Source organism: Burkholderia pseudomultivorans (assembly GCF_001718415.1).
In the GTDB taxonomy this organism is placed as follows: domain Bacteria; phylum Pseudomonadota; class Gammaproteobacteria; order Burkholderiales; family Burkholderiaceae; genus Burkholderia; species Burkholderia pseudomultivorans_A.
Genome location: NZ_CP013378.1, coordinates 1,370,058 through 1,396,029, shown reverse-complemented (window position 1 = coordinate 1,396,029; position 25,972 = coordinate 1,370,058). Strand labels below are relative to the sequence as shown.

Sequence of the window (25,972 nt, the reverse complement as noted above, 5' to 3'; positions counted from 1 at the left end):
CGACGCCGCTCCGAAGCAAGGTCGCCGATCAGAAGGAGAACCTATCGTGGCAAGCAAAACATCGGGATCGGCACGGCTGCCGTCCAGCGAGCAGCGCGCACATATTCTCGCGAACCTTCGCAGCCGCAAGATGGCGCGCTCGATCCACTCGTACACGCGCGGCAGCGCCGAGCGCTTCTACGCATGGCTGGCGGACCACCGCGCCGGCACGCTGCCCGACGGCCCCGCGATATGGATCGGCGGCGACTGTCATCTCGGCAATCTCGGGCCGGTCGCGGCAAAGACCGGCGAAGTGGCCGTGCAGATTCGCGATCTCGACCAGAGCGTGATCGGCAATCCCGTTCACGACGTGCTGCGTCTCGGCTTCTCGCTCGCGACCGCGGCGCGCAGCTCCGATCTGCCGGGCGTGATCACGTGGCGGATGATCGAAGCGCTGATCGACGGATACGAGCGCGCGTTCGACAGCCGGCGCCGCGCCGAGCTCGACCGCATGCCGCGCCCGACCGCCGTGAAGATCGCGATAAAGGCCGCGCTGCACCGATCGTGGCGCAAGCTGGACCGGCAGACGATCCGCAACGCCACGCCGCACATTCCGCTGGGCAAGCGCTTCTGGCCGCTGTCCGAACCGGAGCGGAGCGCCATCCATACGCTGTTCGAATCGACGCCGGTTTCCCCGATCGGCGCGGCACTCAGCCGTGCGACGCGCAGCGACGCCAGGATGAAGGTGCTCGACGCCGCCTATTGGGTGAAGGGCTGCAGCTCGCTCGGCCGGCGCCGCTTCGCGGTCATGCTCGATATCGACGACGCCTGCTCCGACGGCCATCCGCCCTACCTGATCGACATCAAGGAGGCCGCGCCCGCCAAGGCGCCGAAGCATCCGGGCGTGCGCATGCCGCGCGATCCCGCACAACGGGTCCTCGAAGGCGCCCGGCACTTGTCGCCGATGCTCGGCAGCCGGATGTGCGCGGCACGCCTCGACGGGCGATCCGTCGTCATGCGCGAACTGATGCCGCAGGATCTTAAGCTGGAAGCGGAACGGCTGTCGGAAGCCGACGCGGTCGCAGTCGCGCGCTATCTGGCGCTGGTGATCGGCCGTGCGCATGCCGCGCAGATGGACCGCGCGACGCAACGTGCGTGGCGCACCGAGTTGCGCAGCCAGCGGCCGAAGACGGTCGACGCGCCGTCATGGCTGTGGCGCAGCATCATCGAACTGATCGTCGCGCACGAGGAGGCGTATCTCGAACATTGCCGACGCCATCTGCTCGGCAGCGCCGACCGTTGAAGCCGCCGCGTCCTGCGACCTTTTTTGCAATGTCCGTCGAACGAGTCACACCCTCGCGCAGACATGCGGCACCAGCGCGCAGACGGGCTGCACCAGCAAAACGACGTTCAGCACGCAAATGACGACCATCGCGCCGATCGCGGCCCAGTGCGTCGCACGCCCGTTCGCGAATGCGCCCATGATGTCCCGGCGTCCGGTGAAGTAGACCAGCGCAAGCATCGGCACGGGCAGCACGAACGACAGCACGACCTGGCTGATCACGAGCGCCTGCGTCGAATCGACGCCAAGCGCGACGACGACGAACGCCGGCACCATCGTCACGAGCCGGCGCAGCCAGACGGGAATCCGGAAACCGACGAAGCCCTGCATGATCATCTGCCCCGCCATCGTGCCGACGACCGAGCTCGACAGGCCGGAGCTCATCAACGACACCAGGAAGAACGCGGCGGCGGCGGTACCCAGCAGCGGCGTCAGCGTCCGGTACGCAGTCCCGATCTCGGCGACATCGCGATAGCCGGCATGAAACGCCGCGCTCGCCATCACGACCATCGCCATGTTGACGAGGCCGGCAACCGACAACGCAACGACGACTTCGCAGTTGGAAAAACGCACCATGAGCCGGCGCTGCGCCGCGTCGAGTCCCGCCACGCGCCGCTGCGTGAGCCCGGAATGCAGATACAGCGCATGCGGCATGATGGTTGCGCCGACGATGCCCACGGCGATCGTCAGCGCCTCGCCGCGCGGCCAGGCCGGCACGACAGCATGCCGCCCGACCTCGGCCCATGCGACCGGTGCGATGAACATCTCGGCCAGATAGCACAGCCCGATGACGCCGACCAGCACGCCCACCGCGATCTCCATCGGCCGGAAGCCGTTGCGGTCGGCCAGCAGGATGCCGTAGGTCGCGACGGCCATCACGCCCATGCCGGCGAGCGTCGGCCGATCGAACAGCAGCGACAGCGCAATCGCCCCGCCGAGAAATTCCGCGAGCTCGGTCGCCATCGCGGCAAACTCGCTCACGATCCACATGCCGACGACCACCGGCTGCGGGAAATACGCGCGGCAGAGTTCGGCGAGATTCCGGCCGGTCGCGATCCCGAGCTTCGCCGACAGCGCCTGGAACAGCATCGCGATGACGTTCGCCAGCAACACGACCCACAGCAGCGCATAGCCGAACTGCGCGCCGGCCCGGATGTTCGTCGCGAAATTGCCGGGATCCATATAGGCGACCGACGCGATGATCGCCGGGCCGGCGAACAGGAACGCCGCCCCCGGTCCGCGGCTTCTGCCGGCAAAGACGTCGCGCATGCCGGTTGCGGTTCGCTCCGTCAACGCATTCCTGTCGAGCGTCGCCATCCGCCCTCCCTCGAGAAATCGGCGTTGCGCGCGGCGCCGCCGATGCAGCCAAAATGACAAACCCTTGTAAGCCCGGCAATCCGCGCCGCGGTCCGGCCGCCGTCGAGCGGCCGCTGGCCGGACGCGTCGCCGCGACGAGTACATCGACGCGCCGGGGCAGCGCGACGCCGGCACCGACTGGTTTCCGCCGCAGCCGACGACGCCACCGCAAACGTGATGATCGTCGTGGCGGCCTCGACGACGAGCCGCCCCGCATCCGAATGAGCGCCGATCCTCGGACAGCCGACCTTGCCTTCACGGCAGCAGCCGACACGAATGCGCGCGACGACCAGCGCGACCCCCGAGCATCGCCCATGCCCGACACCGCCCCTCATCCGTCCACTGTGGGATCGCTTCGTGCTGTTTCGCCACCGCGAATGTCGCGCAACCCTTTCCACGGAGGTGACATGTTCATCCACAACACACGGCTTCAGTACACGGTGCGCGTCGATGCACCGAATCCCGGCCTTGCGAACCTGCTGCTCGAACAGTTCGGCGGACCGCAGGGCGAACTTGCCGCCGCGATGCGTTACTTCACGCAGGCCGTCACCGAGGAGGATCCGGGCCGCAAGGACATGCTGTTCGACATCGCGACCGAGGAACTGAGCCACCTCGAGGTGATCGGCTCGCTCGTCGCGATGCTGAACCGCGGCGCGAAGGGCGAGCTCGCCGAAGCGGTCGACGAGCAGGCCGAGCTGTACCGCAAGCTGCACGGCGCCGGGAACGACAGCCACGTAACCCAGGTACTGTACGGCGCCGGCTCGCCGCTGATCAACTCCGGGGGCGTGCCATGGTCGGCCGCCTATATCGACACGATCGGCGAACCGACTGCCGACCTGCGTTCGAACATCGCCGCCGAGGCGCGCGCGAAGATCATTTACGAGCGGCTGATCAACGTGACCGACGATCCGGGCATTCGCGACGCGCTGGGTTTCCTGATGACCCGCGAGGTGTCGCACCAGAAGTCGTTCGAGAAGGCCCTGTATGCGATCACCGCCAACTTCCCGCCGGGCAAGCTGCCGCCGGTCGAGCCCTACGATCGCGTCTACTTCCGGATGCAGCCGGACGCGGAACCGCTGCCCGGGCCGTGGAATCGCGGCGACGACCTCGAAATCCGCTCGGCCGAACCGGCGGTCGACGGCGGCACCGGCATTCCGGAGGGCATGCTCGAACCCGAACAGGCCGAGGCAATCGACGCGATGTCGCGGCGGCTCGCATCGGATCCGGACAGCGATCCGATGACCGGCGCGGAGCTCGGCGCCGGCGCGCCGGTCCCGCAAGACGCCGGCGAACGCAAGCCGGACGGTGCATGACCGCTGCCTGACAGGCGTCCGCTCCGGGAGCCGGACGCCGCGTCGCGCCGAACGGAGAATCCGCGTCCGGCCGTGATCGATGGCCCGCTTCGCTTGTCGCGGAGCGGGCTTTCCTTGTGCCGCGCGCGCTCCCGGCGCCGGCCTGCGAGGGGCCGCCCGTTACGGTCGCCCGTCGTCGTCGGTCGGATCGGGCAACGACGCCGCAACGCGTCCGCGCCTCACCGCCTGATCGACAGCAACTGACGGGCCGAAGTCGTCAGACGCGACCACGGCCCCGCGCGCCGCTCGGTCGCCTGTTCGGCGCAACCGCCGAGCGCGGCCTTCATCATCGCGAGCTCGCTCGCCAGCACCGCATCGCACCCGAAGCTGCCTGCCGCCGCGAGATCGACGATGCGTATCGCCTGATCGACGCACGCCTGCGCATGCGTCATCCCGGGCCCGGTGCCGGCGCGCGCGCTCAGCGTCGCCTCGGCGAGCTTGCTCGCCCATAGCGCGAGCGCATCGACCGGCGCGTTGCCGTCGCGCACCAGCGACTTGCCGACCTCCATCGCGGCAAGATGGACATCGTCTTCCAGAAGCGGCGGCGCGTAATCGCGCACCGCGCGGTTCCGGTGCGCGGCGCGCATCGACGGCGTCAGTCCGGTCAGGTTCGCGATCCACGCCTCGGCTGCGCGCAGGTACGCATGCGAGCGGATGGCCAGGTCGCAATCGAACACCGCGTCCGCATGCGTCGTCGCATGCCGCATCGCGAGCAGCCAGCAGCCGAGAAACGCGCGATACGACGAAGCCGGCCCGACATAGGCCACGTGTGCATTGAAGAATTCCGCGCAGCGATCGACGGTCCGGTCGCCGACGCATGGAAAGTCGTCGGGTAGATCGATGCGCAGCCCGGCAATCACGCGTTCGGCAGCCGGCACGCTGCGGCTGCATGCGAGCGCGAGAAACGGCAGTGCGATGCCGTGCGCATCGCGCTGCATGACGAACCGGTCGCGACAGGATTGCCACTGCACGAGCGGATTGCGCGCGACGACGACATGCACGACATCCGGAAACGTGCGGCGCATCCAGGCGAGGCGGCCGAGCGATTCGCCGAACCGGAATACCGGCAGGCGGTCGCGATCGAAGGCCTGCGCCATCAGCATGCGCAGGAAGTATTCGATGTCGCTCGCGTATTCGGGCGTCGCATCTTCGAACTGGTTCGCCGAAAACGCCAGCTCGACGAGCGACAGGCCGAGTGCGTCGCGCCGCAGCGAATCGGCGATGTCCGGATGCGGCAGCGGCGCTGCGGCCGCGTCCACGCCGGCGACGCCGTTGGCCGGGCCGCCTTCGTCGTCGTGGGAAGCGACCATCGCGCGCAGCGGTTCGTCATAGGCGGTCACGCCGTCGAGATCCCGGAGGCAGGACCAGAGCCAGCCGTCGGCCGCGCCGTATCCGGCATGCAGAAACACCGCTTGTGTCGAGTTCATCGGAGCCGTGAGATCGTTGCGTTGAGATGCATCCATCACATCGGTTCAGTGTAGGTTCCGGCCGGATTACCGGCGTTACACGAACCGTTACCGCGATTTACCGCGGTGCGCGAACGCAAGGCACACGTGCCGCGCACGCGCTCGTCCATATCCCGCCTCTACAGTCGCGCTTTCATTACCGCATTTGACGCAGGAATACGCTCGCGCTCGCGACTTCACTCCGTCGAACCGGCGTTCGCCATCAACGGCACGCCGTGCGGCGCGGGTTGCGCCGCGTCGCGCGGCATTCGCGAGCAGCGTGCAAATTTATTGCGCACGCAACCATCTGATTACACGGGCACCTCGTTGAAACCGACGGTAAACCCTTCGTTGCGGATTCCCAACGGTCGGGAAATTGTGTCGTGACCTAATGGCGGCTCCTGACGACAGCCCGATCGCGTCGCCAGGAACGCATGCAGTCCCGTTACATGCCAGGAGAGTTCATGATGAAAGGGTTCTTGAAGAAATCGCTGTTATCGCTCGCAATGCTGACCGGCATTGGCGCCGCGCACGCGCAAAGCACCGTGACGCTGTACGGCGTCATCGACGAGTCGCTGCAGTTCACGCACAACGCCACGCCGGCCGGCGGCAACCAGCTCGGCCTCTATTCCGGCAACCTGTCCGGCAGCCGCTGGGGGCTGATGGGCAGCGAGGATCTCGGCGGCGGCCTGAAGGCGATCTTCCAGCTCGAAAACGGCTTCGACGTCAACAACGGCAAGATGGGCACCTATAACGGCACGACCTCGCTGTTCGGCCGCCAGGCTTACGTCGGCCTCGCGAGCAACCAGTACGGCACGCTGACGCTCGGCCGCCAGTACGATCCGCTCGTCGACCAGGTCCAGGGCCTCACCGAGGACAACTACTTCGGCAGCACCTTCGCCACTGCCGGCGACGTCGACAACTACGACAACAGCTCGCGCACCAACAACGCGATCAAGTATCTGTCGCCGAGCTATGGCGGCCTGCAGGTCGAGACGATGTACGCGCTCGGCGGCGTCGCCGGACAGACCGGGTCGGGCCAGACCTGGTCGGTCGCCGCCGCGTACAACAACGGCCCGTTGTCGGTCGCAGCCGGTTACTTCGTGGCCGACAACGCGAATTCGACCGTCGCGCGCACCGGCTGGTCGTCGACGTCGGACGGCACGTTCGACGGCCCCGTCAACTCGGGCTACGCGACGGCGAAGTCGATCAACATCGCGCGCGTCGCCGCGCGCTATATCGCCGGCCAGTACACGTTCGGCCTCGCGTACAGCAATGCCGCGTACAAGGCGGATGCGCAGTCGGTGTTCGCATCGACCGAGAAGTTCAACACCGGTCAGGCGTACCTCAACTATCAGGCGACCCCCGCACTGCTGCTCGGCCTCGGCTACAGCTATACGCATGCGAGCGGCGATACCAACGCATCGTATAACCAGGTGTCGCTCGGCGCCGACTACAGCCTGTCGAAACGCACCGACGTCTATCTCGTGGGCGCATGGCAGAAGGCGAGCGGCACGCAGTTGAACGCGGACGGCACCGTATCGAGCGCCGAAGCGTCGATCGGCTCGTACGGCGTCGCCGGCACGAACAGTCAGGACATGGTCAGCCTCGGCATTCGCCACCGCTTCTGATCGCACGGTCCGCCGGCTGTTTCGTCGACACAGCCGGCAAAGACGCGCCGCCCGCGCACTTTTCCGCAATCGTTTGAAATATTGCGCGGTCGGCCGCGACGAAAAGCCGTTTTTCGCCGGGCGATTCGTCGATTGACCGTCCCGCATGCGCGATCACGCGGCATCGATTACCGATCGCGCACATTGCCCGCTGTCACGCTCGCCGAATATCTCAATAATGACCGCGCATTTTTGCGCGCGGTCGCATTCATTCCGATTACGATCGGGTCGGCAAGACGTCCTGAATATGATGAAACAATCCTGAAATTTATTTGACGGGCGCGTGACCTATGCTTCCGTCACGCCGCACCGGTCACGCCGGGGGCGGTAGTCCTCCCCGACAGTGAAAGGCCCGATCATGTACCACACGATGCACATGGAAGTCTCCAGCGAATCCGGGAATCCAGTGATCAAGTTTACGATCGACGGCCGCACTTCGGTCGTCGGCGTATCCGACATCGACCAGATGATCCGGCAGCTCGCCCACGCACGGGCCGCGATGCAGCCGACGCATCCGGTCGAGCCGCCGGAAGGTCAGTACCCGCTGCAGATCGATCCGTGCTGGCGCGTCGACCGGCTTGCCGACTTCGACGGCGCGGTACTGTCGATACGTCATCTGGGCGTCGGCTGGATTGCGTTCGCGCTGCCGACCGTCAACCTGATGAGCCTCGTCGACGCGCTCACTTCCACGCCGGAAACGACATCCCGCGCGAGTCACGCGATGTTGAACTGACGCGCGATCCGGGGCGGCCGGTTCCCGAAACCGGTGCCGTCTCCACTCCCGCACTCAACCCGGTTTACTTCGCATTACGAATCGTTATGTCGATCCGGACGATCGCGAGCCGATAACGACGTTTTTTTCCAGGAAGCACCTATCATGCGAAACCCTGCCCTTCCCGTCGCGCCCGCGCTTCATGCGCGCGCCTATGCATTGCCCGGCGGCCTCGGCGCCCGTGGCTGGTGCCTGGTTCCGGGCGATCTGCGGCAAGCCGCGTCGATCACCGGGAGCTTCGGCGCGCGTCCGATGTTCCGCTGCCGGCTGACTGCGCGCTATGCGCCCGGACTGTCGCTGAACGTCGTCTGCGGCAACGGCTATGCCGCCGTCCGGCAGTGCGCGGCATCGCATGTCGATGCGGTCTCGCGCCTGCTCGTCCGCGACGCGGACAACGATACGGAACACCGCGTGCACGCTTTCGACGAAGGGATCGGCTGGCAGTGAAGACGCTTTCGACGAGGTTTGGCCGGCTTGCCCGGCTCTGCTGGCTCGCGCCCGTGGCGCTGCCGGCCCATGCGCAAACGGCGCCGGCTGCACAGTCGGCGCCCGACACGCCGGCGGCATCCGGCTTCGCGATCCAGGACATTCGCGTCGAGGGACTGAAGCGCATCGAGCCCGGCACGCTGTTCGCGTACCTGCCGTTCAAGCGCGGCGACACCTTCACCGACGACAAGGCATCGGCCGCGATCCGCGCGCTCTACGCGACCGGCTTCTTCAGCGACGTGCGGATCGCGACCGAAGGCAACGTCGTGATCGTGCACGTCGCCGAGCGTCCGGTGATCGGGACGATCGATTTCGCCGGCCTGCACGAGTTCGACAAGGACGCGATCGAGAAGGCGATGAAGTCGGTCGGCCTCGTGTCCGGGCACACCTACGATCCGTCGCTCGTCAGCAAGGCGGAACAGGAACTCAAGCGGCAATACCTGACGCGCGGCTACTACGCGGCCGAGGTCACGACCACCGTGAGCCCGCTCGACAGCAACCGCGTCGGGCTGTTGTTCTCCGTGATCGAAGGACCGAGCGCGAAAATCCGGCAGGTCGAATTCATCGGCAATCACGCGTTCGACGACGCAACGCTGCGCGACGAGATGCAGCTGTCGACGCCGAACTGGTTCTCCTGGTACACGAAGGACGACCTGTATTCGAAGGACAAGCTCGCCACCGATCTCGACGCGGTTCGCGCGTACTACCTCGATCGCGGCTACCTGGAGTTCAGCATCGAATCGACCCAGGTGTCGCTGTCGCCGGACCGCAAGGACATGGACCTGACGATCGCCGTCCACGAAGGCGCGCCATACACGATCTCCGGCATCCGGCTCGCCGGCGACCTGCTCGGGCGCGACGCCGAACTGAACCGGATCGTCCAGATCCGCGCCGGCGAGCGGTTTTCCGCGGCAAAGCTGAAGGACACGACGCAGGCGCTGATCGACAAGCTCGGCGAATACGGCTACGCGTTCGCGACGATCAACACCGTGCCGCAGATCGACCAGCAGCATCACAAGGTCGATCTCACGCTGCAGGTCACGCCCGGCCGTCGCGTCTACGTGCGGCACATCGACATTTCCGGCAATACGCGCACGCGCGACGAGGTGATTCGCCGCGAGATGCGGCAGATGGAGGACGCGTGGTTCGATTCGTCGCGGCTCAAGCTGTCGAAGGATCGCATCAACCGCCTCGGCTACTTCACCGACGTCGACGTCACGACCGCGCCGGTCGAGGGCACCGCCGACCAGGTCGACGTGCACGTGAAGGTGACCGAGAAGCCGACCGGTTCGATTTCGCTCGGTCTCGGCTACGGTTCCGGCGAAGGCCCGATCATCTCGGCCGGCGTGTCGCAGGACAACGTATTCGGCAGCGGCCAGGCGCTCGCCGTCAACGTGAGCACCGCGACGACGACGCGCACGCTGACGGTCTCGCAGACCGATCCGTACTTCACGATCGACGGCATCAAGCGGATCACCGACGTGTACTACAAGACGACGCAGCCGCTCTACTACTCGAGCACCAGCGACACGAGCTTCCGGATCATTTCGTACGGCGCGGACACGAAGTTCGGCATCCCGTTCTCCGAGAACGACATGGTCTATTTCGGACTCGGGCTCGAACAGGATCGCCTCGACATCGATTCGACGACGCCGCAAAGCTACATCGATTACGTCAACACGTTCGGCCGCGTGTCGAACGTCGCGCCGGCCACCGTCGGCTGGTCGCGCGACATGCGCGACAGCGCGCTGATCCCGGGGCGCGGCTACTTTCTGCAGGCGAACGCGGAATACGGCACGCCGATCGGCAGCGTGTCGTACTACAAGACCGACGTACAGGCGCAGTACTACCACTCGTTCGCGCGCGGCCTCGTGCTCGGGCTGAATTTCCAGGCCGGCTACGGCAACGGCCTGGGCGGTCAGCCGTATCCGATCTTCAAGAACTACTTCGCCGGCGGCATCGGATCGGTGCGCGGCTACGAGCCCGGTTCGCTCGGTCCGCGCGACGCGACGACGGGCGACCCGATCGGCGGCTCGAAGATGGTGGTCGGCAACGTCGAGATGACCGTTCCGCTGCCCGGCACCGGCTACGACCGCACGCTGCGCGTGTTCACGTTCGTCGATGGCGGCAACGTCTGGGGTACCGAAGGCAACAGCGTCGGCGCGAACGGTCTGCGATACAGCTACGGCATCGGGCTCGAATGGATCTCGCCGATCGGCCCGCTGAAGATCGACTACGCGCTGCCGATCGTCCACCACACCGGCGACCAGTATCAGAAGTTCCAGTTCCAGATTGGCACGTCGTTCTGAACGCCCCGGCCGCGTGCGAACCCGGGCGCTCGCGCTGCTCGCCGACATCGCACTGTCGATCGCGCTCTGCACGCCGCGCGACGTCGCTGCGCAGCTGGCCGGCGCCGCCGCGCAACCCGACCGGCTCGACGACGCGTGGGGGCTGCGGATCGCGTCGCAACTCGTCGAACATCCGCTCGCCGCCGGACAGGTCGCGACGACGTTCGGGATCGGCACCGCGATGTCCGGAACCGCAAATCAGGACCTGTCGCTGCGCGGCAATGCGGAGTTGCGGCGCGGCACCTCGGTCGTGAAGGCCGACGCGATCCACTACGACGTCGACACCGACACGGCCGACGCGTATGGCCACGTGCGGATCGTCCACGACGGCAACGCGTTTGCGGGCCCCGACGCGCATCTGCAGGTCGGCAGCGTCGCAGGCACGATGACGGCGCCGCACTACCGCTTCAACCTGACGGGCGGATCGGGTTCCGGCACACGCGTCGACCTGCTCGACGACACGCGCCAGATCGTCCACGACGGCACCTACACGACCTGCCAGTGCACGCACGACCCCGCGTGGTATCTGCGCGCGTCGCGCCTCGATCTCGACGAGGCCGCCGGCGAAGCCGTCGCGCACGACGGCGTGCTGTATTTCGCGGGCCTGCCGCTGTTCGCGTCGCCGTGGATGTCGTTTCCGCTGAACGGCGATCGTCAGAGCGGATTGCTGCCGCCAACCTTCGGAATCAGCTCGACGAACGGATACGACTTCGCGCTGCCGATCTATTTCAACCTCGCGCCGAACTATGACCTCACGATCACGCCGCGCGTGATGACCAAGCGCGGTGCGATGCTGACCACCGAATACCGCTACCTGAGCCCGACGTACTCGGGCGACCTGTCGGTCAGCGTGCTGCCCGACGACGCGATCACGCACACCAACCGCTACTCGATCACGTTCCAGCATCGCGAGAACCTCGGTAACGGCTTTGCCGCCTACGCGAACTACAACCGCGTGTCCGACGCGTCGGTGCCGTCCGACTTCTCGAGCGCGAACTCGCTCGTCATCGGCTCGCAGACGCTGTTCCAGCAGGAAGCCGGCGTCACCTACGACCACGGCCCGTGGTCGGTGCTCGCGCGCGTGCAGAACTGGCAATCGTTCACGACCACGCCGCCCTACAACCGCGCACCGGAACTCGATGCGAAATACACGCGCTACAACGTCGGCGGGTTCGACTTCGGCGTCGAGGCCAATGCGACGCGCTTCACGATCCCCACCGCCGATTCGACCGAGGGCAAGCGCATGACGCTCGACGCGTCGGTCAGCTATCCGATCGTGACGCCCGGCTGGTACGTGACGCCGAAGCTGCAATGGCACGCGGCCTCGTACGACCTGAGCTCGATCGGCAGCGACGCGCCGGCCGGACAGCCGAAGAATTTCACGGTCAACGTGCCCACCGCGAGCGTCGACATGGGCGCGACGTTCGAGCGCCCGGTCCGGCTGTTCGGCATCGACATGATCCAGACGCTCGAACCGCGGCTGTACTACGTCGATACGCCGTACCGCAACCAGACCTTCGCGCCGGCATTCGACACCGCGCCGCTCGACTTCGGCCTCGCCGAGGTCTTCACGAGCAACCGCTTCGTCGGCGGCGACCGCGTCAGCGACATGAACCGGCTGACGGCCGGCATCACCACGCGTTTCGTCGAGGCCGGCAACGGCGTCGAGCTCGCCCGTTTCGTACTCGCGCAGGAGTACTACTTTCGTGCGTCGCAGGTGACGATGCCCGGCGACGTGCCGCCGAGCGTCGGCCCGTCCGACGTGATCGCGGGCGCGGCACTGCACGTCGGCGGCAACCTCGAACTTCAGCAGGCGGTCGAGTACAACCAGTCGAGCAGCGAGCTGACGCAGGCGACGGCCGGCATCGACTGGAAGCCCGCAGCGGGCAAGGTCGTCAATCTCGCCTACCTGTACGCGCGTGCCAACGCGACGCTCGACGACGAACAGGAAAACCAGGTGCTGCTGTCCGCACAATGGCCGCTCACGCATGCGCTGTCGGGCGTCGGCTCGGTCGACTACGATCTCGCGGCTCACCGGCTGGTGAGCGGACTGCTCGGCTTCCAGTACGCGGCCGAGTGCTGGGCCGTCAGCGTCGCGCTGCAGAAGTACACGAACTACAACGGCACGACGTCGCCGACCACCGGCACGCGTGTGCTGGTCCAGCTGCAGCTCAACGGCCTGAGCCGCATCGACAACGGGCTGCTTCAGCAATTCCGCGCGAACGTGCCGGGCTATTCGACGCCGACGCTGCCCGCGCCGACCTCACGCTTCACCGACTATCCGTGATCGACGGCCGCGATTGGCGGCCCGCATGCCCGGAACCTTACATTTCGTTTTCGCGCCCAATCGTCGGATAAAACGACGCCCGCGCGAATGTTTACCCAGTTGCAACAATTATTCACTGGAATGCGTATTTCCGACCGGTAACGCGATCGCTACGATGCAATCAACCGCTGAACGCCGCAAGCGAAGCGAGAAATCAACGAAACCGGAGGTCACCATGAAGTCGTTCATCTACGCTGCCATCGCAGCCACCGCCCTGTCCGCGTCGTATGGCGCATTCGCGCAGTCGAACCCGTCGGGCGAACTGACGCGTGCGCAAGTCCGCGCCGAACTCGTGCAACTCGAACAGGCCGGCTACAAGCCCGAAGTGTCCGATCCGCACTATCCGCGCGCGCTGCAGAACGCGCAGGCTCGCGTGACGAATGCCGACGAAACCGGCTACGGCGCGCAAGCTGCCGCCGGCGTGCGCGCCGGCCGCCTGGTCGCAGTCAAGCAGAACGCACGCGACTCGATCTACTTCGGTCAGTAACAGGCAGCACGACTACCCGCGAGCGTACGCTCGCCGCCGCAGGCAACACCCCGCTCCCGTTCACCGGGGCGGGGTGTTCGCTTTTCCGGATACCGCCGACACCGCGTACCGAAGCATCACGCAGGCGCCTCGCATTTGCGCATAGAATGGCCGCGTGGTCGGCGCCGGCCGCAGCGCACGCGAGCGGAACCCCGAACCGCCGGGCATGCCCCGATCGTCGTCGCGCTCGCTGGCCGGCTCCGATGCCGCACTCATGGCATTTTTCGAAAAGGAGCGGTTTCATGTCTCAAACATCCGGTTCCATGATCACGTTTCGCCGCCCGGACGGCCAGGAACTGCAGGGCTACCTCGCCACGCCCGCCCGGACCGAAGGCGCGCCCGCGGTCGTCGTCATCCAGGAATGGTGGGGGCTGAACGACCAGATTCGCGGCGTCGCGGACCGCCTCGCGCGATGCGGCTACTTCGCGCTCGTGCCCGACCTGTATCGCGGCAAGTCCACGGTCGAGGAAGAGGAGGCGCATCACCTGATGACCGGGCTCGATTTCGGCGACGCCGCGTCGCAGGACATTCCCAGCGCGGTGCAGTACCTAAAGACGCGCGCCGAGCGCGTCGCGGTGACGGGCTTCTGCATGGGCGGTGCGCTCACGCTGCTGTCGCTGCAGTTCGCCGACGCGGACGCAGGCGTCACGTGGTACGGCTTCCCGCCGCTCGACTACCTCGATCCGGCGAAGATCAAGGTGCCGGTGATGGGCCACTGGGGCACGCAGGATGCGTTCTTCGCGATCGACCAGGTCGATGCGCTGGAGAAGAAGCTGACCGATGCGAAGGTGAACGTCGACTTCCACCGCTATCTCGCGCATCACGCATTCGCAAACGAGACGGCAGTCGGTCCGGGCCGCATTGCGGGCACGCAGTTCGATCCGGTGTGGTCGCAGTTCGCGTGGGACCGCACGCTCACGTTCTTCGGCCGCACGCTGTGGACGAAGCCGGCACGCTAAGCCATCGATAGTCGCGGCGCGGGCGATCGCGATCCGGAAGGCCCGAGCGGCCGGACGCGTATCCGCCCGCTAGCCGATGCGCATCGTCACGCGCCGCGGGTCTGGCGGAAACAGGTGCCACGCGCCGTCGTCATGCCGAAAGAAGCAGATTTCGACCGCGCCGTTCGGCACCGTCGCCTCGACGCGTACGCAGCGCCCGCCCGCAGCATGGCGCTGCGCGTGCACGCGGACAGGAACCGCCCGGTTCGGCGCGAGCCAGCTTTCCACCCGGTCGCGCAGCGACCTTCCCGCCGTTTCCATCTCCGTCTCCGAAATGCATGCATGGCTCGACAGGCATCGACGGGCATTCGAACCGGCATGGGCTGCCATGCATCGGATGAATCGCTCCGGTTCGAGACTTGCGTCCGCATGGTTGAACGAACGCCGCGATGCCTTGTTCCTATCGTCGATCCATGGACGCGGGCGCGTCAACGACGCTTCGCAATGCGTTCCGTACTTTGGACGATCCGCTGCGTGACGGACACGCTGTCATTCGGTGCGGTCACGCGAGCCGGCAGGTTTCGCGCAGGTTCGTGCAAGCGGCGCGGCGCGCTTCATTCTTCACACCGATCGCGTCCGCCCGCCCGAGAGAATACGTTTCGAAGTACGGAATAAACCGTCTATCGACGAGCACGCGATGTGCGAGCCGCGCCGTCACGCGAGCGCGGGCGGCGCCGCCTGACTGACGTCGACCGGCTTCGGCAGGATGCCGGCCCGGTAGAAGACATCGGCGATACGCTGCTGATAGGCGAGCGTCTCGCGCGTCACGGGCTCGACGCCGAAGCGCGCACGGCGGAACGCCAGCGCCACGGTCGGCTCCGGAATTCCCCACAGCTTCGAGAACTCCGCGGCACCCTGCACGCGATTCGCATCGAGCCAGCGCTGGACCGCGGCCAGCTCTGCCACGGCCACGTTCAGTACGTCTGCGTTGCGCTGCGCATAGGCGCGCGACGCAAAATAGTAGCCGCGATTCTCGACGAGCCCCGTGCCGTCCGCGACGATTCGCGCATCGAACGACTGCTGGACGGCCGCGAGAAACGGATCCCAGATGATCCATGCGTCGACCGAGCGATTCTCGAATGCCGCCCGCGCATCGAACGGCGACAGCCACACCGGCGTGACGTCCGCGCGATCGAGTTTCGCGGCCTGCAGCAGCTTGACGAGCAGGAAGTGCGTGTTCGAGCCTTTGGTCAGTGCGATGCGCTTGCCGCGCAGGTCGGCAAAGGTCCGCACCGGCGAGTCCTTCGCGACGACCACCGCTTCGGATGCGGGTCCGGCCGGCGTCTGCGCGTAATAGACGAGCGGCGCGCCGGCCGCCAGCGCGAAGATCGGCGGCGCCTCGCCGACATCGCCGAAATCGATCGACCCTGCATTGAGTGCCTCGAGCTGCGGCGGCCCCGACGGGAACTCGGTCCACGCGACGTTTACCCCAAGCGCCGCGAGCCTGTTCTGCAGCGTGCCGCGCGCCTTCAGCAGGCTGAACGGTCCTTTCTGATAACCGATTCGCAACGTGCGTGCACCGGCCGCATTCGCGAGCGCGATACGCGGCGAGGCGGCGGCACCGGCCGCGAGCGCCAGACCCGCGCCGATCAGCCGGCGGCGGGATATCGAGAGTGTGTCTGCCATGTCGTTCCGTATTCGAGCGAAATCATCGAATCGATTCTAGGGGTTCGACACTCGACATCGAACCAACGATGCTCGATATCGAAAGCAGGCGTCCTGATAAGCGGGTGGCGACGTTGTCGTTCGGCCTCGTTGCGATTGAGGAATGCGTGGCATTTTTCAGGGGCAGCCGGTCGATTTATCGAGCAGCAGGCAGCGGGCATCGCAATGCCGATTTCTGGATATAAAGGAATGCAGATCAAACGACGCGAAACGACAGCGACGCGAAACGACAGCGACGCGAAACGACAGCGACGCGAAACGACAGCGACGCGCGACGGCAAGCCGCGCGTCGCATCGGGCAGGCGTCGCCGCGCCGAATTACGCCTCGCAGGACCCGCGCAACGCGGCCTCGTCGGCGGCCAGCATTTCCGGCACGCACTCGCGCAGAAAATCGACGAAGGTCCTGATCTTCGCATCGAGATACTGACGCGACGGATACAGCGTATAGACCGTCAGCTTCTGCAACCGGTATTCGGGCAGCACGCGCACCAGTGCGCCGCTCGCGAGTGCGGGCAACGCGGTCGACATCGGCAGCGAGCCGATGCCGAGGCCGGCGCGCAGCGCGGCGCCGAGCGCGTCGGCGATATTCACCTGGAAGTCCGACGCGGGCAGCTCGAACGTCTCGCGGCCGTCGGGGCCGTCGAGATGCCAGCGGTCGCGCGGAAACACCGGCGTGACGAGTTGCAGGCACGCATGCCCTTCGAGGTCGCACACCGTCTGCGGCGTGCCGCGCTCCTTCAGGTAGGCGGGCGACGCGCACAGCACGCTGTGCACCTCGCCGAGCCGCTGCGATACGAGCCCCGAATCGGGCAGCTCGGTCGCGCTCAACTGCAGCGACACGTCGTAACCTTCGTCGATGATGTCGGGCACGTGCTGCGACAGCGTCAGCTCGACCGCCACCGACGGGTAGCGCTGCCGGTATCGCACGACCGCGGGCACCACGTAGGTCTGGCCGAAGCTCGTCGTCGCGTGCACGTGCAGGCGCCCGGACGGTTTCGCCTGCGCGTCCGCCGCCTCGGCTTCCGCCTCGTCGATATAGGCCAGGATGCGCTGGCAGCGATCGAGATAGCGCTGCCCCGCATCGGTCAGCGCAATGCGGCGCGTGCTGCGATTGAGCAGGCGCGTGCGCAGATGCGTCTCGAGCTGCGCGACCGACCGCGACGCATACGCCGTCGTGATGTCCAGGCGCTGGGCCGCGCTCGTAAAGCTGCCCTCCTCCGCCACCCGGACGAAAATGCGCATCATCTGTAACGTATCCATCGCGATGTCCCCGGGATTGAAAGCGCGCCGCGGCCGCCCGCGTATGCCCGCCAGTGCAGACGGCGGCTCCGGCACGAGCCGGTCCGGCGCGAATTGTGCGGAACAGTACAGCAGCGATGCAGGCGTGTCCAGCGTGCCGTGCGCGATGTCGTCCGGATGACGAATCGTGCCGGACAAAGGCGTTCGCGCGTGTCGTTACGTCTTCATGCCGGTGGCCGCGATCGACCGGCGCGCAGGGTCAGGCGGCCGGCGCCGGATCGAACGGATTGCGCAGCACGATCGTGTCGTCGCGTTCCGCGCCGGTCGTGATCATCGACACGGGCGCGCCCGCGACCGCCTCCACGCGCTGGATGAAATCCTGCGCGGCGCGCGGCAGCGCCGTGCGCTCGCGCGCGCCCTTCACCGTGCCGGGCCAGCCTTCGAACCGTTCATAGACCGGTTTCGCGCGCGCTTGCGCATCGAGGCTCGCGGGCAGATGGTCGACCCGCACGCCGTCGAGTTCGTAGCCGATGCACAGTTCGATCGACTCGAATCCGTCGAGCACGTCGAGCTTGGTCAGCGCCAGCGAATCGATGCCGGAGATTCGGACGGCCTGACGCAGTTGCGCGGCGTCGAGCCATCCGCAGCGCCGCGGCCGCCCTGTATTGACGCCGAACTCCTGTCCGCGTGCACGCAGCGTTTCGCCGGTTGCATCGCTCAGCTCGGTAAGGAACGGGCCGCCGCCGACGCGGGTCGCATAGGCCTTGGTCACGCCCAGCACGTGGCCGAGCTTCGACGCGCCGAGCCCGGTGCCGGCCGCCGCGGCCGACGCGACGGTGCCCGACGACGTCACGAACGGATACGTGCCCCAGTCGATGTCCAGCATCACGGCTTGCGAACCCTCGAACAGGATCCGTTCGCCGCGATCGGTCGCGTCGTTGAGTTCGGCCCACACGGGACGCACGAACGGCAGGATCTTCGGTGCGAGCTCGACGAGCGTCGCCAGCATCGCGTCGCGCGAGTACGGTTCGAGGCCGAGGCCGCGGAACCAGGCGTTGTGATGGTCGACCAGCACGTCGAGCTTGTCGGCAAGCCGGTTGGGCTCGGCGAGATCGCCGACGCGCAACCCGCGACGCCCGACCTTGTCCTCGTAGGCCGGCCCGATGCCGCGCAGCGTGGTGCCGATCGGCTCGCGGCGCAACCGCTCCTGCGCCTGGTCGAGCGCACGGTGGATCGGCAGCACCAGCGTCGCGTTCTCGGCAATCGACAGGTTGTCGGGCGTCACCGACAGGCCCAGCTCCGCCATCCGCGCGATTTCGGCGAGCAGCGCCTCGGGGTCGAGCGCCACGCCGTTGCCGATCACGCCGCGCTTGCCGCGCACGATCCCGCTCGGCAGCAGCGCGAGCTTGTACGTCTTGCCGCCCACCACGAGCGTATGGCCGGCGTTGTGGCCGCCGTTGTAGCGCGCGACGAGGTCGGCCTGCGCCGCCAGCCAGTCCACGACGCGTCCCTTGCCCTCGTCGCCCCATTGGGCGCCCACCACCACCACGTTCGACATGCTCGCACTCCATGTGAGAAATTCAGACGCGCATCTGGCCGATGCAGCCGTTTGTGTGCCATATTGGCGAAGCTCGATCCGTCGATCAAACGATTAAACCTGAACCATCGCGTGAGGAAATTTCACGTGAAATCGCACCATGGCCCGACGCCTTCCTCCGCTGAATTCGCTGCGTGCATTCGAAGCCGCCGCCCGCCTCGGCAGTTTCACGCTCGCCGCCGACGAGCTGTGCGTGACGCACGGCGCGATCAGCCGGCACGTGCAGCAACTGGAGGCGTGGCTCGGGCGGCCGTTGTTCGAGCGGCACAACCGGCGCGTCGAGCTGACCGACGCCGGCCGCGGCTATCTTGCCGAAGTCGGCGCGTCGTTCGACCGCATCGCGCTCGCCACCGCGCAGCAGTTCGGGCACGGTCAGCAGCGCGTGCTGCGCGTCAGCGCGCCGGCGACGTTTTCGCTGCGCTGGCTCGTGCCGAAACTGTCGTCGTTTCAGGTCGCGCATCCGTCGATCGAGGTGCGCCTGTCGACGTCGAACGAGCCGATCGAGAAACTGCGCGACAAGGTCGACCTGATCGTCCGAGGTGGGCCGCAGGCCGTCGACGGCTATGTTTCGGAGGAGTTCCTGTCCGAGGTTCGACTACCCGTCTGCGCACCGAAACTGCTCGAACGCACGCCGCTGCGCACGCCGGCCGATCTGGCCGACTTCACGCTGCTGCATGCGGCCACCTATCCCGGCATGTGGCCCGAATGGCTCGCGGCTGCCGGGCACGCGAACCTCGTGCCACGGCAATCGCTGACGCTCGAGCATTTCTACCTGACGCTGCAGGGCGCGCTCGACGGCCTCGGCGTCGCGATGGGCCCGATCGCGCTCGTCGCGGACGACATCGCAGAAGGCCGCCTCGTACAGCCGTTCAGCGAGCCCGCGCTGCCGCCGTGGCGCTATTTCACCTACGTGGCTGCGTCACGCGCGGACGACGATGCCGTTCGTGCGTTCAAGGACTGGTTGAAGCTGGCGGGAAACATGGTGACGTCGGGCGAGCGGCGCTGAGGGAAACGACTGGAGTCGGGGCTTTGGAGATTCGTTGCGCCTCGTATGGAACAGCGGCACTTGATTAGTGTCCCGAATCATATCGGGCTGCATTTCGATCGATGAGCACCGGTTGTTCCGTACCCCGGAATCGACGATATCGTGTCGGCTTCTCCTTCTTGAAAGGAAGGATTGCCAATCAATTGGCGCGGACTTGAAAACTTTGCGGCCGGGTATTCGATGAAGGAGTTTTATTGATGGCGGGTGCGTCGCGGCACCGTTGCACATGCGACAAGCCGCGGATCCTCCGCGGCTTGCAATCCGGTCGGCGCTTACTGGCCGGAGCCTGCGGCCTTCTTCTCCGCGTTCTGGAGGTTCTGCGGATAGTTCGGATCATTGGCAGCCGGCTTGTACCCGGCGTCCTCGAGTTTCTTCAGCTCGGCGGTATTTTTCGCGCGTGCTGCCTTGCGTTCGGCTTTGCGCTTCGCGCGAGCGGCCTTGCGCGCCTCGCTTTTCGCCGCCTTGGCATCCTGCGCAGCCGGTGCGCTCGCGTCGGTCTGTGCGAACACAGGCGCCGCCGAGCCGAACAGGAAGGCTGCTGCGGTAGCAGCCAGCGTGAGTTTTCTGATCTTGATTTGCATCGCGGAACTCTCTTGTCTGATTGGTCACGGATTGAAAGCACATCGAGATACCACCCCTGCCCCCGGCCGACAGTCTTGTCGATCGGGGCTTGTGCATCATAACCGTGTTACGAAAAATTTGGTGCCAACGTGCAACGGCGTTGGGGATACGTTTATGGGATAGCTTCTGCGGTCGATCGTGACGGCGGGCGACGCGGGAGCAGGCGCTATTGGGCGGCGTATGCAGGCCGAGAGACGGCAACGCCGTGTCTCGCGTTTTCGACGCGATTGCGGTTTGTGCTGCCAGGCTGATGGTGCAGAGAATCATCAGCGAGCGTACACAGCGATTCGATTGCGGGTGGAGGCAGCGCGCTTGTATCGGGGCGTTTGTTCTACCTATGGGCTCATGACCGGCTTCACAGATGAAATCGTCGGCCTGTGGTGCTTGCGCGGATGCGGCACAGGTCGCGACACGGTTTTCTCCCATAACCGGTCACGATTCGGCTGAGACTCGTTCTCGCGTTGCGTTGCCGCCGTTATCCGGCAGAGATGAGGCATCGGTACGAGCCCCCTGTGTGGATAGGTTGCGTGATGGAGGGCGACCGGGCTTATCCCCAAACGGATCAATTTGTATGATTGTAGCCTCGCAACGGATCTCCGCTGACGTGGTCGGTTCACGCGGGTGAGTAAAGGGACTCGTATTCGGTGAAGGTGTCGTGCGAGCGGTGACCCACTTGATTCGTAATGCTCGTTCTCTAGCCGATGGCTTCGGGCGCTCGGTTCCGACGTGTCTGAGCACTCGCGTGCACTCTGATGAACGATGTGGGTCGGTGAGCCTTTGCAGGATCCGAAAAGTTTCGACGGTGAGTGTTTTCGGGAGTGGCCTGGGAGCGAGGCCGAGTTTGATTTGTCGTCGGGACCGTATCGATATCTGTGATGTCGACAAGCGAGCGAATAAACCTGGTTCGCGTAGCGGGAGAATCGGCACGCTTCCAATCCGAGTCCGTGAGTACCATTGCGCCGCGAACCGCCGACCGACTCACAGGTATTCGATTCCTTGCTGCTCTCCAGCGAAGCCGCCGACTAGCGGATCGAACCGATCCAAAGGTAGAAATCTGCGGGCTTTGAAACCGCTCGGCGAGCACCCGCTGTGTTTCTTGTACACAGTTCACAGCGCGAAAATTTGACTGGCTGCGCCGAGTAAGACACGGCTCGTTCACAGCGATCGGTGTCCGAGCTTCGCAGGACGGCGGGGTGACGCGTTCCGCCGGCATCGAATGACTGTGACGCTGTGCCGACAGGGTTGGTCGCAGGACCCGCACCCTAGCCCGAGTACGGTCACCGGCTCGAATCTCCACCCTGGAGCAGCCCCCTGAAACGCCGGACACAGTCACCCACTTACAATAACGGGTAGGCATAAGACTGTGTTTTTGACTAACACCAGGCAGGAAGTGATGGAAGTGTTGACGGGCCCGGAGCGCCGGCGGCGCTGGACGGCGGAGCAAAAGCTGGCGATGGTTCGCGAGAGTTTCGAACCAGGGAAGTCGGTTTCGATGGTCGCGCGGCAGCACGGCGTGAACCCGAACCAGCTGTTCCACTGGCGCAAGCTGTACCAGGATGGGAGCCTGTCAGCGGTCAAGGCTGGCGAGGAAGTGGTTCCGGCCTCAGAGCTGGCCGACGCGCTCAAGCAGATTCGCGAGCTGCAACGGATGCTCGGCAAGAAGACCATGGAGAACGAGATTCTCCGCGAAGCAGTCGAGTACGGCCGGGCAAAAAAATGGATAGCGCACTCGCCCTCGCTGCCGGAGGACGACCAGTGAAACTGGTTTGTGAAGTTCTCGGCGTGTCGCGCTCGAACGTATCGGCACGACTGTCGCGTCCGGCGACGTGGCGCGATGGCCGTCAATCGCGGCAGACGGACGATGCGAGCGTGGTCGAGGAAATCCGCCGAGTCGTCGGCGATTTGCCCAGCTATGGCTATCGCCGGGTGTGGGGCTCGCTGCGCAATGAACGCATTGCTGCCGGACAGGTGCCGTTCAATGCGAAGCGCATCTATCGCATCATGCGCACTCACGGTCTGCTGATGCAACGGCGTCCAGCCCCGCCTCGGCCGCAACGTCGGCACGATGGCAAGGTGGCCGTCGCGCGCAGCAATCAGCGATGGTGCTCGGACGGCTTCGAGTTCCGCTGCGACAACGGCGAGCCGCTGCGGGTGACGTTTGCGCTGGATTGCTGCGACCGAGAGGCGATGAGCTGGGCAGCCACGACAGCAGGTCACAGCGGCGACATCGTGCGCGACGTGATGCTGGCTGCAGTGGAAAATCGGTTTGGCAACGAACTGCATACCCCGTCCGAAATCGAGTGGCTGAGCGACAACGGTTCGGGCTACACGGCCGACGACACGCGCCGGTTCGCAGTGGCCATCGGCCTGAAGCCATTGACCACACCGGTGTGCAGCCCACAAAGTAATGGGATGGCAGAGAGCTTCGTGAAGACGATGAAACGCGACTACGTCGCCTTCATGCCGAAGCCGGACGCAGCGACTGCCGCACGCAACTTGGCCATCGCGTTCGAGCATTACAACGAGAAGCATCCCCATAGCGCGCTGAAATACCGCTCGCCTCGCGAGTTCCGGCGCTCGATGGATTCAGCAACCTTAGTGTGATGCCGTGTCCGGGATTACAGGGTCAACTCCACACCCCGATTTCGATCCCATAGACAGGAACCTATACGCCGAAACCGGTGGTTCTCTCCCATAGGTTTCTACTTTTCGAGGGATGTGAGTATGTACTCACCCTCACCTGGAAGCCTTGTCTGGCCTAGATGGCCTCCCGAACGGTGGGGATTCGCCCATAAACGGTGACCTTGATAAGGCTCCTTCCACGCTCGCAGTGGCAGTCGGCTCGCTTTGGTAGTGGTTTATGGGGGTTGTCTTTCTGCTATCGGACACGTGTGTTTACAACTTTAGTAAGCAACGTTTACTTCTTTAACTACTTTTAGCAGGCTCAAAGCCTTATCCATCAAGGGTTTGCGCGATGATCGGTACCCATTTATGGGAGCACAGGTAGACAGGGCTGGGGGTTCAGGTCTGTGGATTTGGGGACTTGGGTAGCAGGCTGTGGGGAATCGGGGTTGTGGATATGGGACGAGCGTACCCGTTTATGGGATTTCGGGCCAAAAATGCCGTGGGTAGCCGTCCATGGGATTCCCCATAGGTAGCCGTTTATGGGCGCTTTTTTCGCGGATCCGGGAATATCTGGGTGCACAGCGTTTCGGGTCGAGTGTCTTTGGGTAGCCGTTTATGGTGCGGATCAAAGGTAGCCGTTTATGGGCCCCGGCCCGCGTGCTTCGGTTGCGGTTTGGCAGGGATCCCGGCGCGGCTTCCCATGAACAGGATCGGTGTATCGCGTAGGTAGCCTTTTGTGGGAGCGCAGAAAGGTTACCTTTTATGGGAGTCATTTGTCTGATCGGCTCGGAAATGCGCGGGAGTTTCGAATAACGGTCCCCGTCGAAAGGTACCCTTTCATGGGGAGTCTAAAAGGTAGCCGGTTATGGGGGAAAAGCGGGTGTGCTGCATGGCAGCACAGACCGGGTTCGGGATGCTGGTTTCAGTCTATGGATTCCCATGAACGGGTACCTTTTGAAGGGCAAGTCCCGTGCCGGGATTCGCTGTTCGCGCTGAAAGGTAGCAATTTCTGGGAGGCTTTTCGGCGCAAAGGTATACGGTTATGGGGCCTCGAACTGGCAAGCTTATAAAAATTTTTCCTTTCGTGTCGGCAACTTAGCGGTGAATGTGCAAGTGATGCGAGAACAAGGGCGTTGCTCCCCGCCACGAAAAGGTATAAAGTCCGCCTTCAATACGGTCACCTTATCCGGACACCACGATGCCGCGCAAGCCAGCAAGCAAAGGCTCCGACAAGCAGGTTTCGCTGTTTCAGACACCCGAGCCTCCCGATCTGCTGCGCAAGGCGGTCCAGGCGATTCATATCGCCCCGAAGTCGGGAAAGATCGGTCTGCAGCAGCGCAAGATGTTCAGCTCCTTGATCAAGAACGCGCTCCGGCAGGAGGCCTTCGAGCCCGGCCGCACGAGTTTCTCGATCTCGATCGCCGCGCTGTCGCACGAGAGCGGGCTGAACAGCAACAACACGAAGTACGTGAAGGACACGGTCAACTCGCTGATCAGTACCGTCGTCAACTGGGACTACCTCGCCGCCGACCGCTCGACCGTCTGGAAGGCATCGGGCCTGCTTGCCGGGGCGGAGCTCGAGCAGTCCGTATTGAAATACAGCTTTTCCGATCAGATTCGCAGCGAACTGCTGAACCCCGAGATCTATGCGCTGATCGATATGCGGATCGCGCGCGAGTTCCGGCGCTCGCACTCGCTTGCGCTGTGGGAAAACACGGTGCGCTACGAAGGGATCGGCATCACCGCGAAGATCCCGCTGCCGAAATTCCGCGATCTCATTCTTGGGCAGGATAAGGCGTCGCAGTCGTACAAGGAGTACAAGCTGTTCAAGAGCAAGGTCCTGGTGCCGTGCATTCAGGAGGTGAACGAAGTATCGGACCACACGCTCGAGCTGATCGAACACAAGTCCGGCCGCAGCGTGGAGGCCGTTCAGTTCAAGGTCATGCGCAAGCCGAGCGCCGATACGGTCGAGGAAGGCGATGTCAAGAACGAAGCGCTGGTCGAAGAGGTCGCGAAATTCGGCATTCCGCGCTCGGAAGCGCGCCGGCTGATCACGCAATACGGCGTGCAGCGCATCAAGGCGGCGATCGCCTATACGCTCAATCGGACTACGAAGAAGAATGCGGCACCCGTCGACAACGTGGCCGCGTATTTCCGCAAGGCGCTGACGCACGGCTACACGCTGTCCGACGGGCAGGCCACGGAGACGGCCGCGCCGGCGGCGAAGGAATCGGCGCAGAGCAAGCAGGAACAGATTCGCGACAGGTATCTCGCTGCGAAGGTCGAGGAAGCCGGCGCGTATTTCCGTGAGCTCGAGATCGACGATCAGACCAAGCTGATCGAGCGCTACAACGAGACCGTGGCAGGGTCGAAGGACCTGACGCTGTCGCCGAAGAAGAAGGCGAGCAAGCTCGCGCAGACCAGCTTCTTCCGGTGGCTGGCGCTGGACACGTGGGGCGAGCCGACGTCGGACGACCTGCTGGAATTCCTGCTCAAGAGCAGCCTCGCGGGCAACTGAACGAGACCTCGCAGCCGACGGGAAGTCGTGTGCCGGACCGGTCCGGCTTCACGGCGCCATGC

General features: G+C 65.1%; 20 protein-coding genes. 13 read left to right on the top strand and 7 right to left on the bottom strand.

Annotated elements, in window-relative coordinates; genetic code table 11:
* Positions 1–46 precede the first annotated feature (46 nt).
* Positions 47–1,282: a DUF2252 family protein gene (locus WS57_RS18745; RefSeq protein WP_059517637.1), complete on the top strand. Its 1,236-nt coding sequence runs from the start codon at positions 47–49 to the stop codon at positions 1,280–1,282.
* Positions 1,283–1,327: 45 nt separating this feature from the next.
* Here the strand turns inward: WS57_RS18745 and WS57_RS18740 are convergent, their stop codons facing one another.
* The gene (locus WS57_RS18740; protein ID WP_059517639.1) at positions 1,328–2,638 is read right to left on the bottom strand and encodes an Nramp family divalent metal transporter; all 1,311 of its coding nucleotides are present in this window, start codon (positions 2,636–2,638) and stop codon (positions 1,328–1,330) included.
* Positions 2,639–3,084: 446 nt separating this feature from the next.
* On the opposite strand from WS57_RS18740, the gene WS57_RS18735 reads away from it, so the two are divergent.
* A complete protein-coding gene (locus tag WS57_RS18735) occupies positions 3,085–3,990 on the top strand; it encodes a manganese catalase family protein (RefSeq protein ID WP_009687129.1) in 906 nt (301 codons plus the stop codon).
* Between the two features lie 218 nt (positions 3,991–4,208).
* Here WS57_RS18735 and WS57_RS18730 read toward each other — a convergent pair whose 3' ends face one another.
* A complete protein-coding gene (locus WS57_RS18730) occupies positions 4,209–5,456 on the bottom strand; it encodes a hypothetical protein (RefSeq protein ID WP_069244701.1) in 1,248 nt (415 codons plus the stop codon).
* Between the two features lie 482 nt (positions 5,457–5,938).
* Between WS57_RS18730 and WS57_RS18725 the strand changes: the two genes are divergently transcribed.
* The 7 genes from WS57_RS18725 to WS57_RS18695 all read left to right on the top strand — a co-directional run bounded on the left by WS57_RS18725 (position 5,939) and on the right by WS57_RS18695 (position 14,561).
* Positions 5,939–7,105 carry a porin gene (locus WS57_RS18725; protein WP_420481041.1) on the top strand — a complete coding sequence of 389 codons (1,167 nt, stop codon included), beginning with the start codon at positions 5,939–5,941 and terminating at the stop codon, positions 7,103–7,105.
* Between the two features lie 397 nt (positions 7,106–7,502).
* Positions 7,503–7,877: a hypothetical protein gene (locus WS57_RS18720; RefSeq protein ID WP_009687132.1), complete on the top strand. Its 375-nt coding sequence runs from the start codon at positions 7,503–7,505 to the stop codon at positions 7,875–7,877.
* A 144-nt stretch (positions 7,878–8,021) separates the two neighbouring features.
* Positions 8,022–8,363: a hypothetical protein gene (locus WS57_RS18715; protein WP_069244700.1), complete on the top strand. Its 342-nt coding sequence runs from the start codon at positions 8,022–8,024 to the stop codon at positions 8,361–8,363.
* 53 nt (positions 8,364–8,416) lie between these two features.
* On the top strand, positions 8,417–10,711 hold the full coding sequence (bamA, locus tag WS57_RS18710) for an outer membrane protein assembly factor BamA (protein ID WP_081337697.1): 2,295 nt from the start codon (positions 8,417–8,419) through the stop codon (positions 10,709–10,711).
* Entirely contained in the window at positions 10,695–13,037 is a 2,343-nt protein-coding gene (locus WS57_RS18705) for an LPS-assembly protein LptD (RefSeq protein ID WP_236871948.1), read from the top strand. The genes bamA and WS57_RS18705 overlap by 17 nt, the downstream gene beginning before the upstream one ends.
* 214 nt (positions 13,038–13,251) lie before the next feature.
* Positions 13,252–13,563, top strand: a complete 312-nt coding sequence (locus tag WS57_RS18700) for a DUF4148 domain-containing protein (RefSeq protein ID WP_009688879.1) — start codon at positions 13,252–13,254, stop codon at positions 13,561–13,563.
* A gap of 281 nt (positions 13,564–13,844) precedes the next feature.
* On the top strand, positions 13,845–14,561 hold the full coding sequence (locus WS57_RS18695) for a dienelactone hydrolase family protein (protein ID WP_069244699.1): 717 nt from the start codon (positions 13,845–13,847) through the stop codon (positions 14,559–14,561).
* Between the two features lie 69 nt (positions 14,562–14,630).
* On the opposite strand, the gene WS57_RS18690 is transcribed toward WS57_RS18695, so the two are convergent.
* Both WS57_RS18690 and WS57_RS18685 read right to left on the bottom strand, forming a co-directional pair.
* On the bottom strand, positions 14,631–14,861 hold the full coding sequence (locus tag WS57_RS18690; protein ID WP_038455953.1) for a hypothetical protein: 231 nt from the start codon (positions 14,859–14,861) through the stop codon (positions 14,631–14,633).
* Positions 14,862–15,254: 393 nt separating this feature from the next.
* Complete coding sequence (locus tag WS57_RS18685) at positions 15,255–16,226, bottom strand: aliphatic sulfonate ABC transporter substrate-binding protein (protein ID WP_069244698.1); 972 nt, start codon at positions 16,224–16,226, stop codon at positions 15,255–15,257.
* Positions 16,227–16,294: 68 nt separating this feature from the next.
* Here WS57_RS18685 and WS57_RS37170 point away from each other — a divergent pair, with 68 nt between their 5' ends.
* Positions 16,295–16,450, top strand: coding sequence for a hypothetical protein (locus tag WS57_RS37170; protein WP_155774328.1), 156 nt, complete (start codon positions 16,295–16,297; stop codon positions 16,448–16,450).
* A gap of 133 nt (positions 16,451–16,583) precedes the next feature.
* On the opposite strand, the gene WS57_RS18680 is transcribed toward WS57_RS37170, so the two are convergent.
* Both WS57_RS18680 and WS57_RS18675 read right to left on the bottom strand, forming a co-directional pair.
* Complete coding sequence (locus WS57_RS18680; RefSeq protein WP_069245451.1) at positions 16,584–17,525, bottom strand: LysR family transcriptional regulator; 942 nt, start codon at positions 17,523–17,525, stop codon at positions 16,584–16,586.
* Between the two features lie 238 nt (positions 17,526–17,763).
* On the bottom strand, positions 17,764–19,062 hold the full coding sequence (locus WS57_RS18675) for an adenylosuccinate synthase (RefSeq protein WP_069244697.1): 1,299 nt from the start codon (positions 19,060–19,062) through the stop codon (positions 17,764–17,766).
* Between the two features lie 139 nt (positions 19,063–19,201).
* On the opposite strand from WS57_RS18675, the gene gcvA reads away from it, so the two are divergent.
* Positions 19,202–20,107, top strand: a complete 906-nt coding sequence (gcvA, locus tag WS57_RS18670; RefSeq protein ID WP_009688885.1) for a transcriptional regulator GcvA — start codon at positions 19,202–19,204, stop codon at positions 20,105–20,107.
* 311 nt (positions 20,108–20,418) lie between these two features.
* Here the strand turns inward: gcvA and WS57_RS18665 are convergent, their stop codons facing one another.
* Positions 20,419–20,727, bottom strand: coding sequence for a hypothetical protein (locus WS57_RS18665; protein WP_059517654.1), 309 nt, complete (start codon positions 20,725–20,727; stop codon positions 20,419–20,421).
* 1,433 nt (positions 20,728–22,160) lie between these two features.
* Between WS57_RS18665 and WS57_RS18655 the strand changes: the two genes are divergently transcribed.
* Together WS57_RS18655 and WS57_RS18650 are read left to right on the top strand one after the other, a co-directional pair.
* Positions 22,161–23,371 (top strand): IS3 family transposase gene (locus tag WS57_RS18655; RefSeq protein WP_155774291.1). Its coding sequence is split into 2 segments (ribosomal slippage): positions 22,161–22,476 and positions 22,476–23,371, totalling 1,212 coding nucleotides; the frame shifts between segments, so codons are not numbered across the junction.
* A 1,219-nt stretch (positions 23,372–24,590) separates the two neighbouring features.
* Entirely contained in the window at positions 24,591–25,910 is a 1,320-nt protein-coding gene (locus WS57_RS18650; RefSeq protein ID WP_009688887.1) for a replication initiation protein, read from the top strand.
* Positions 25,911–25,972: the final 62 nt, after the last annotated feature.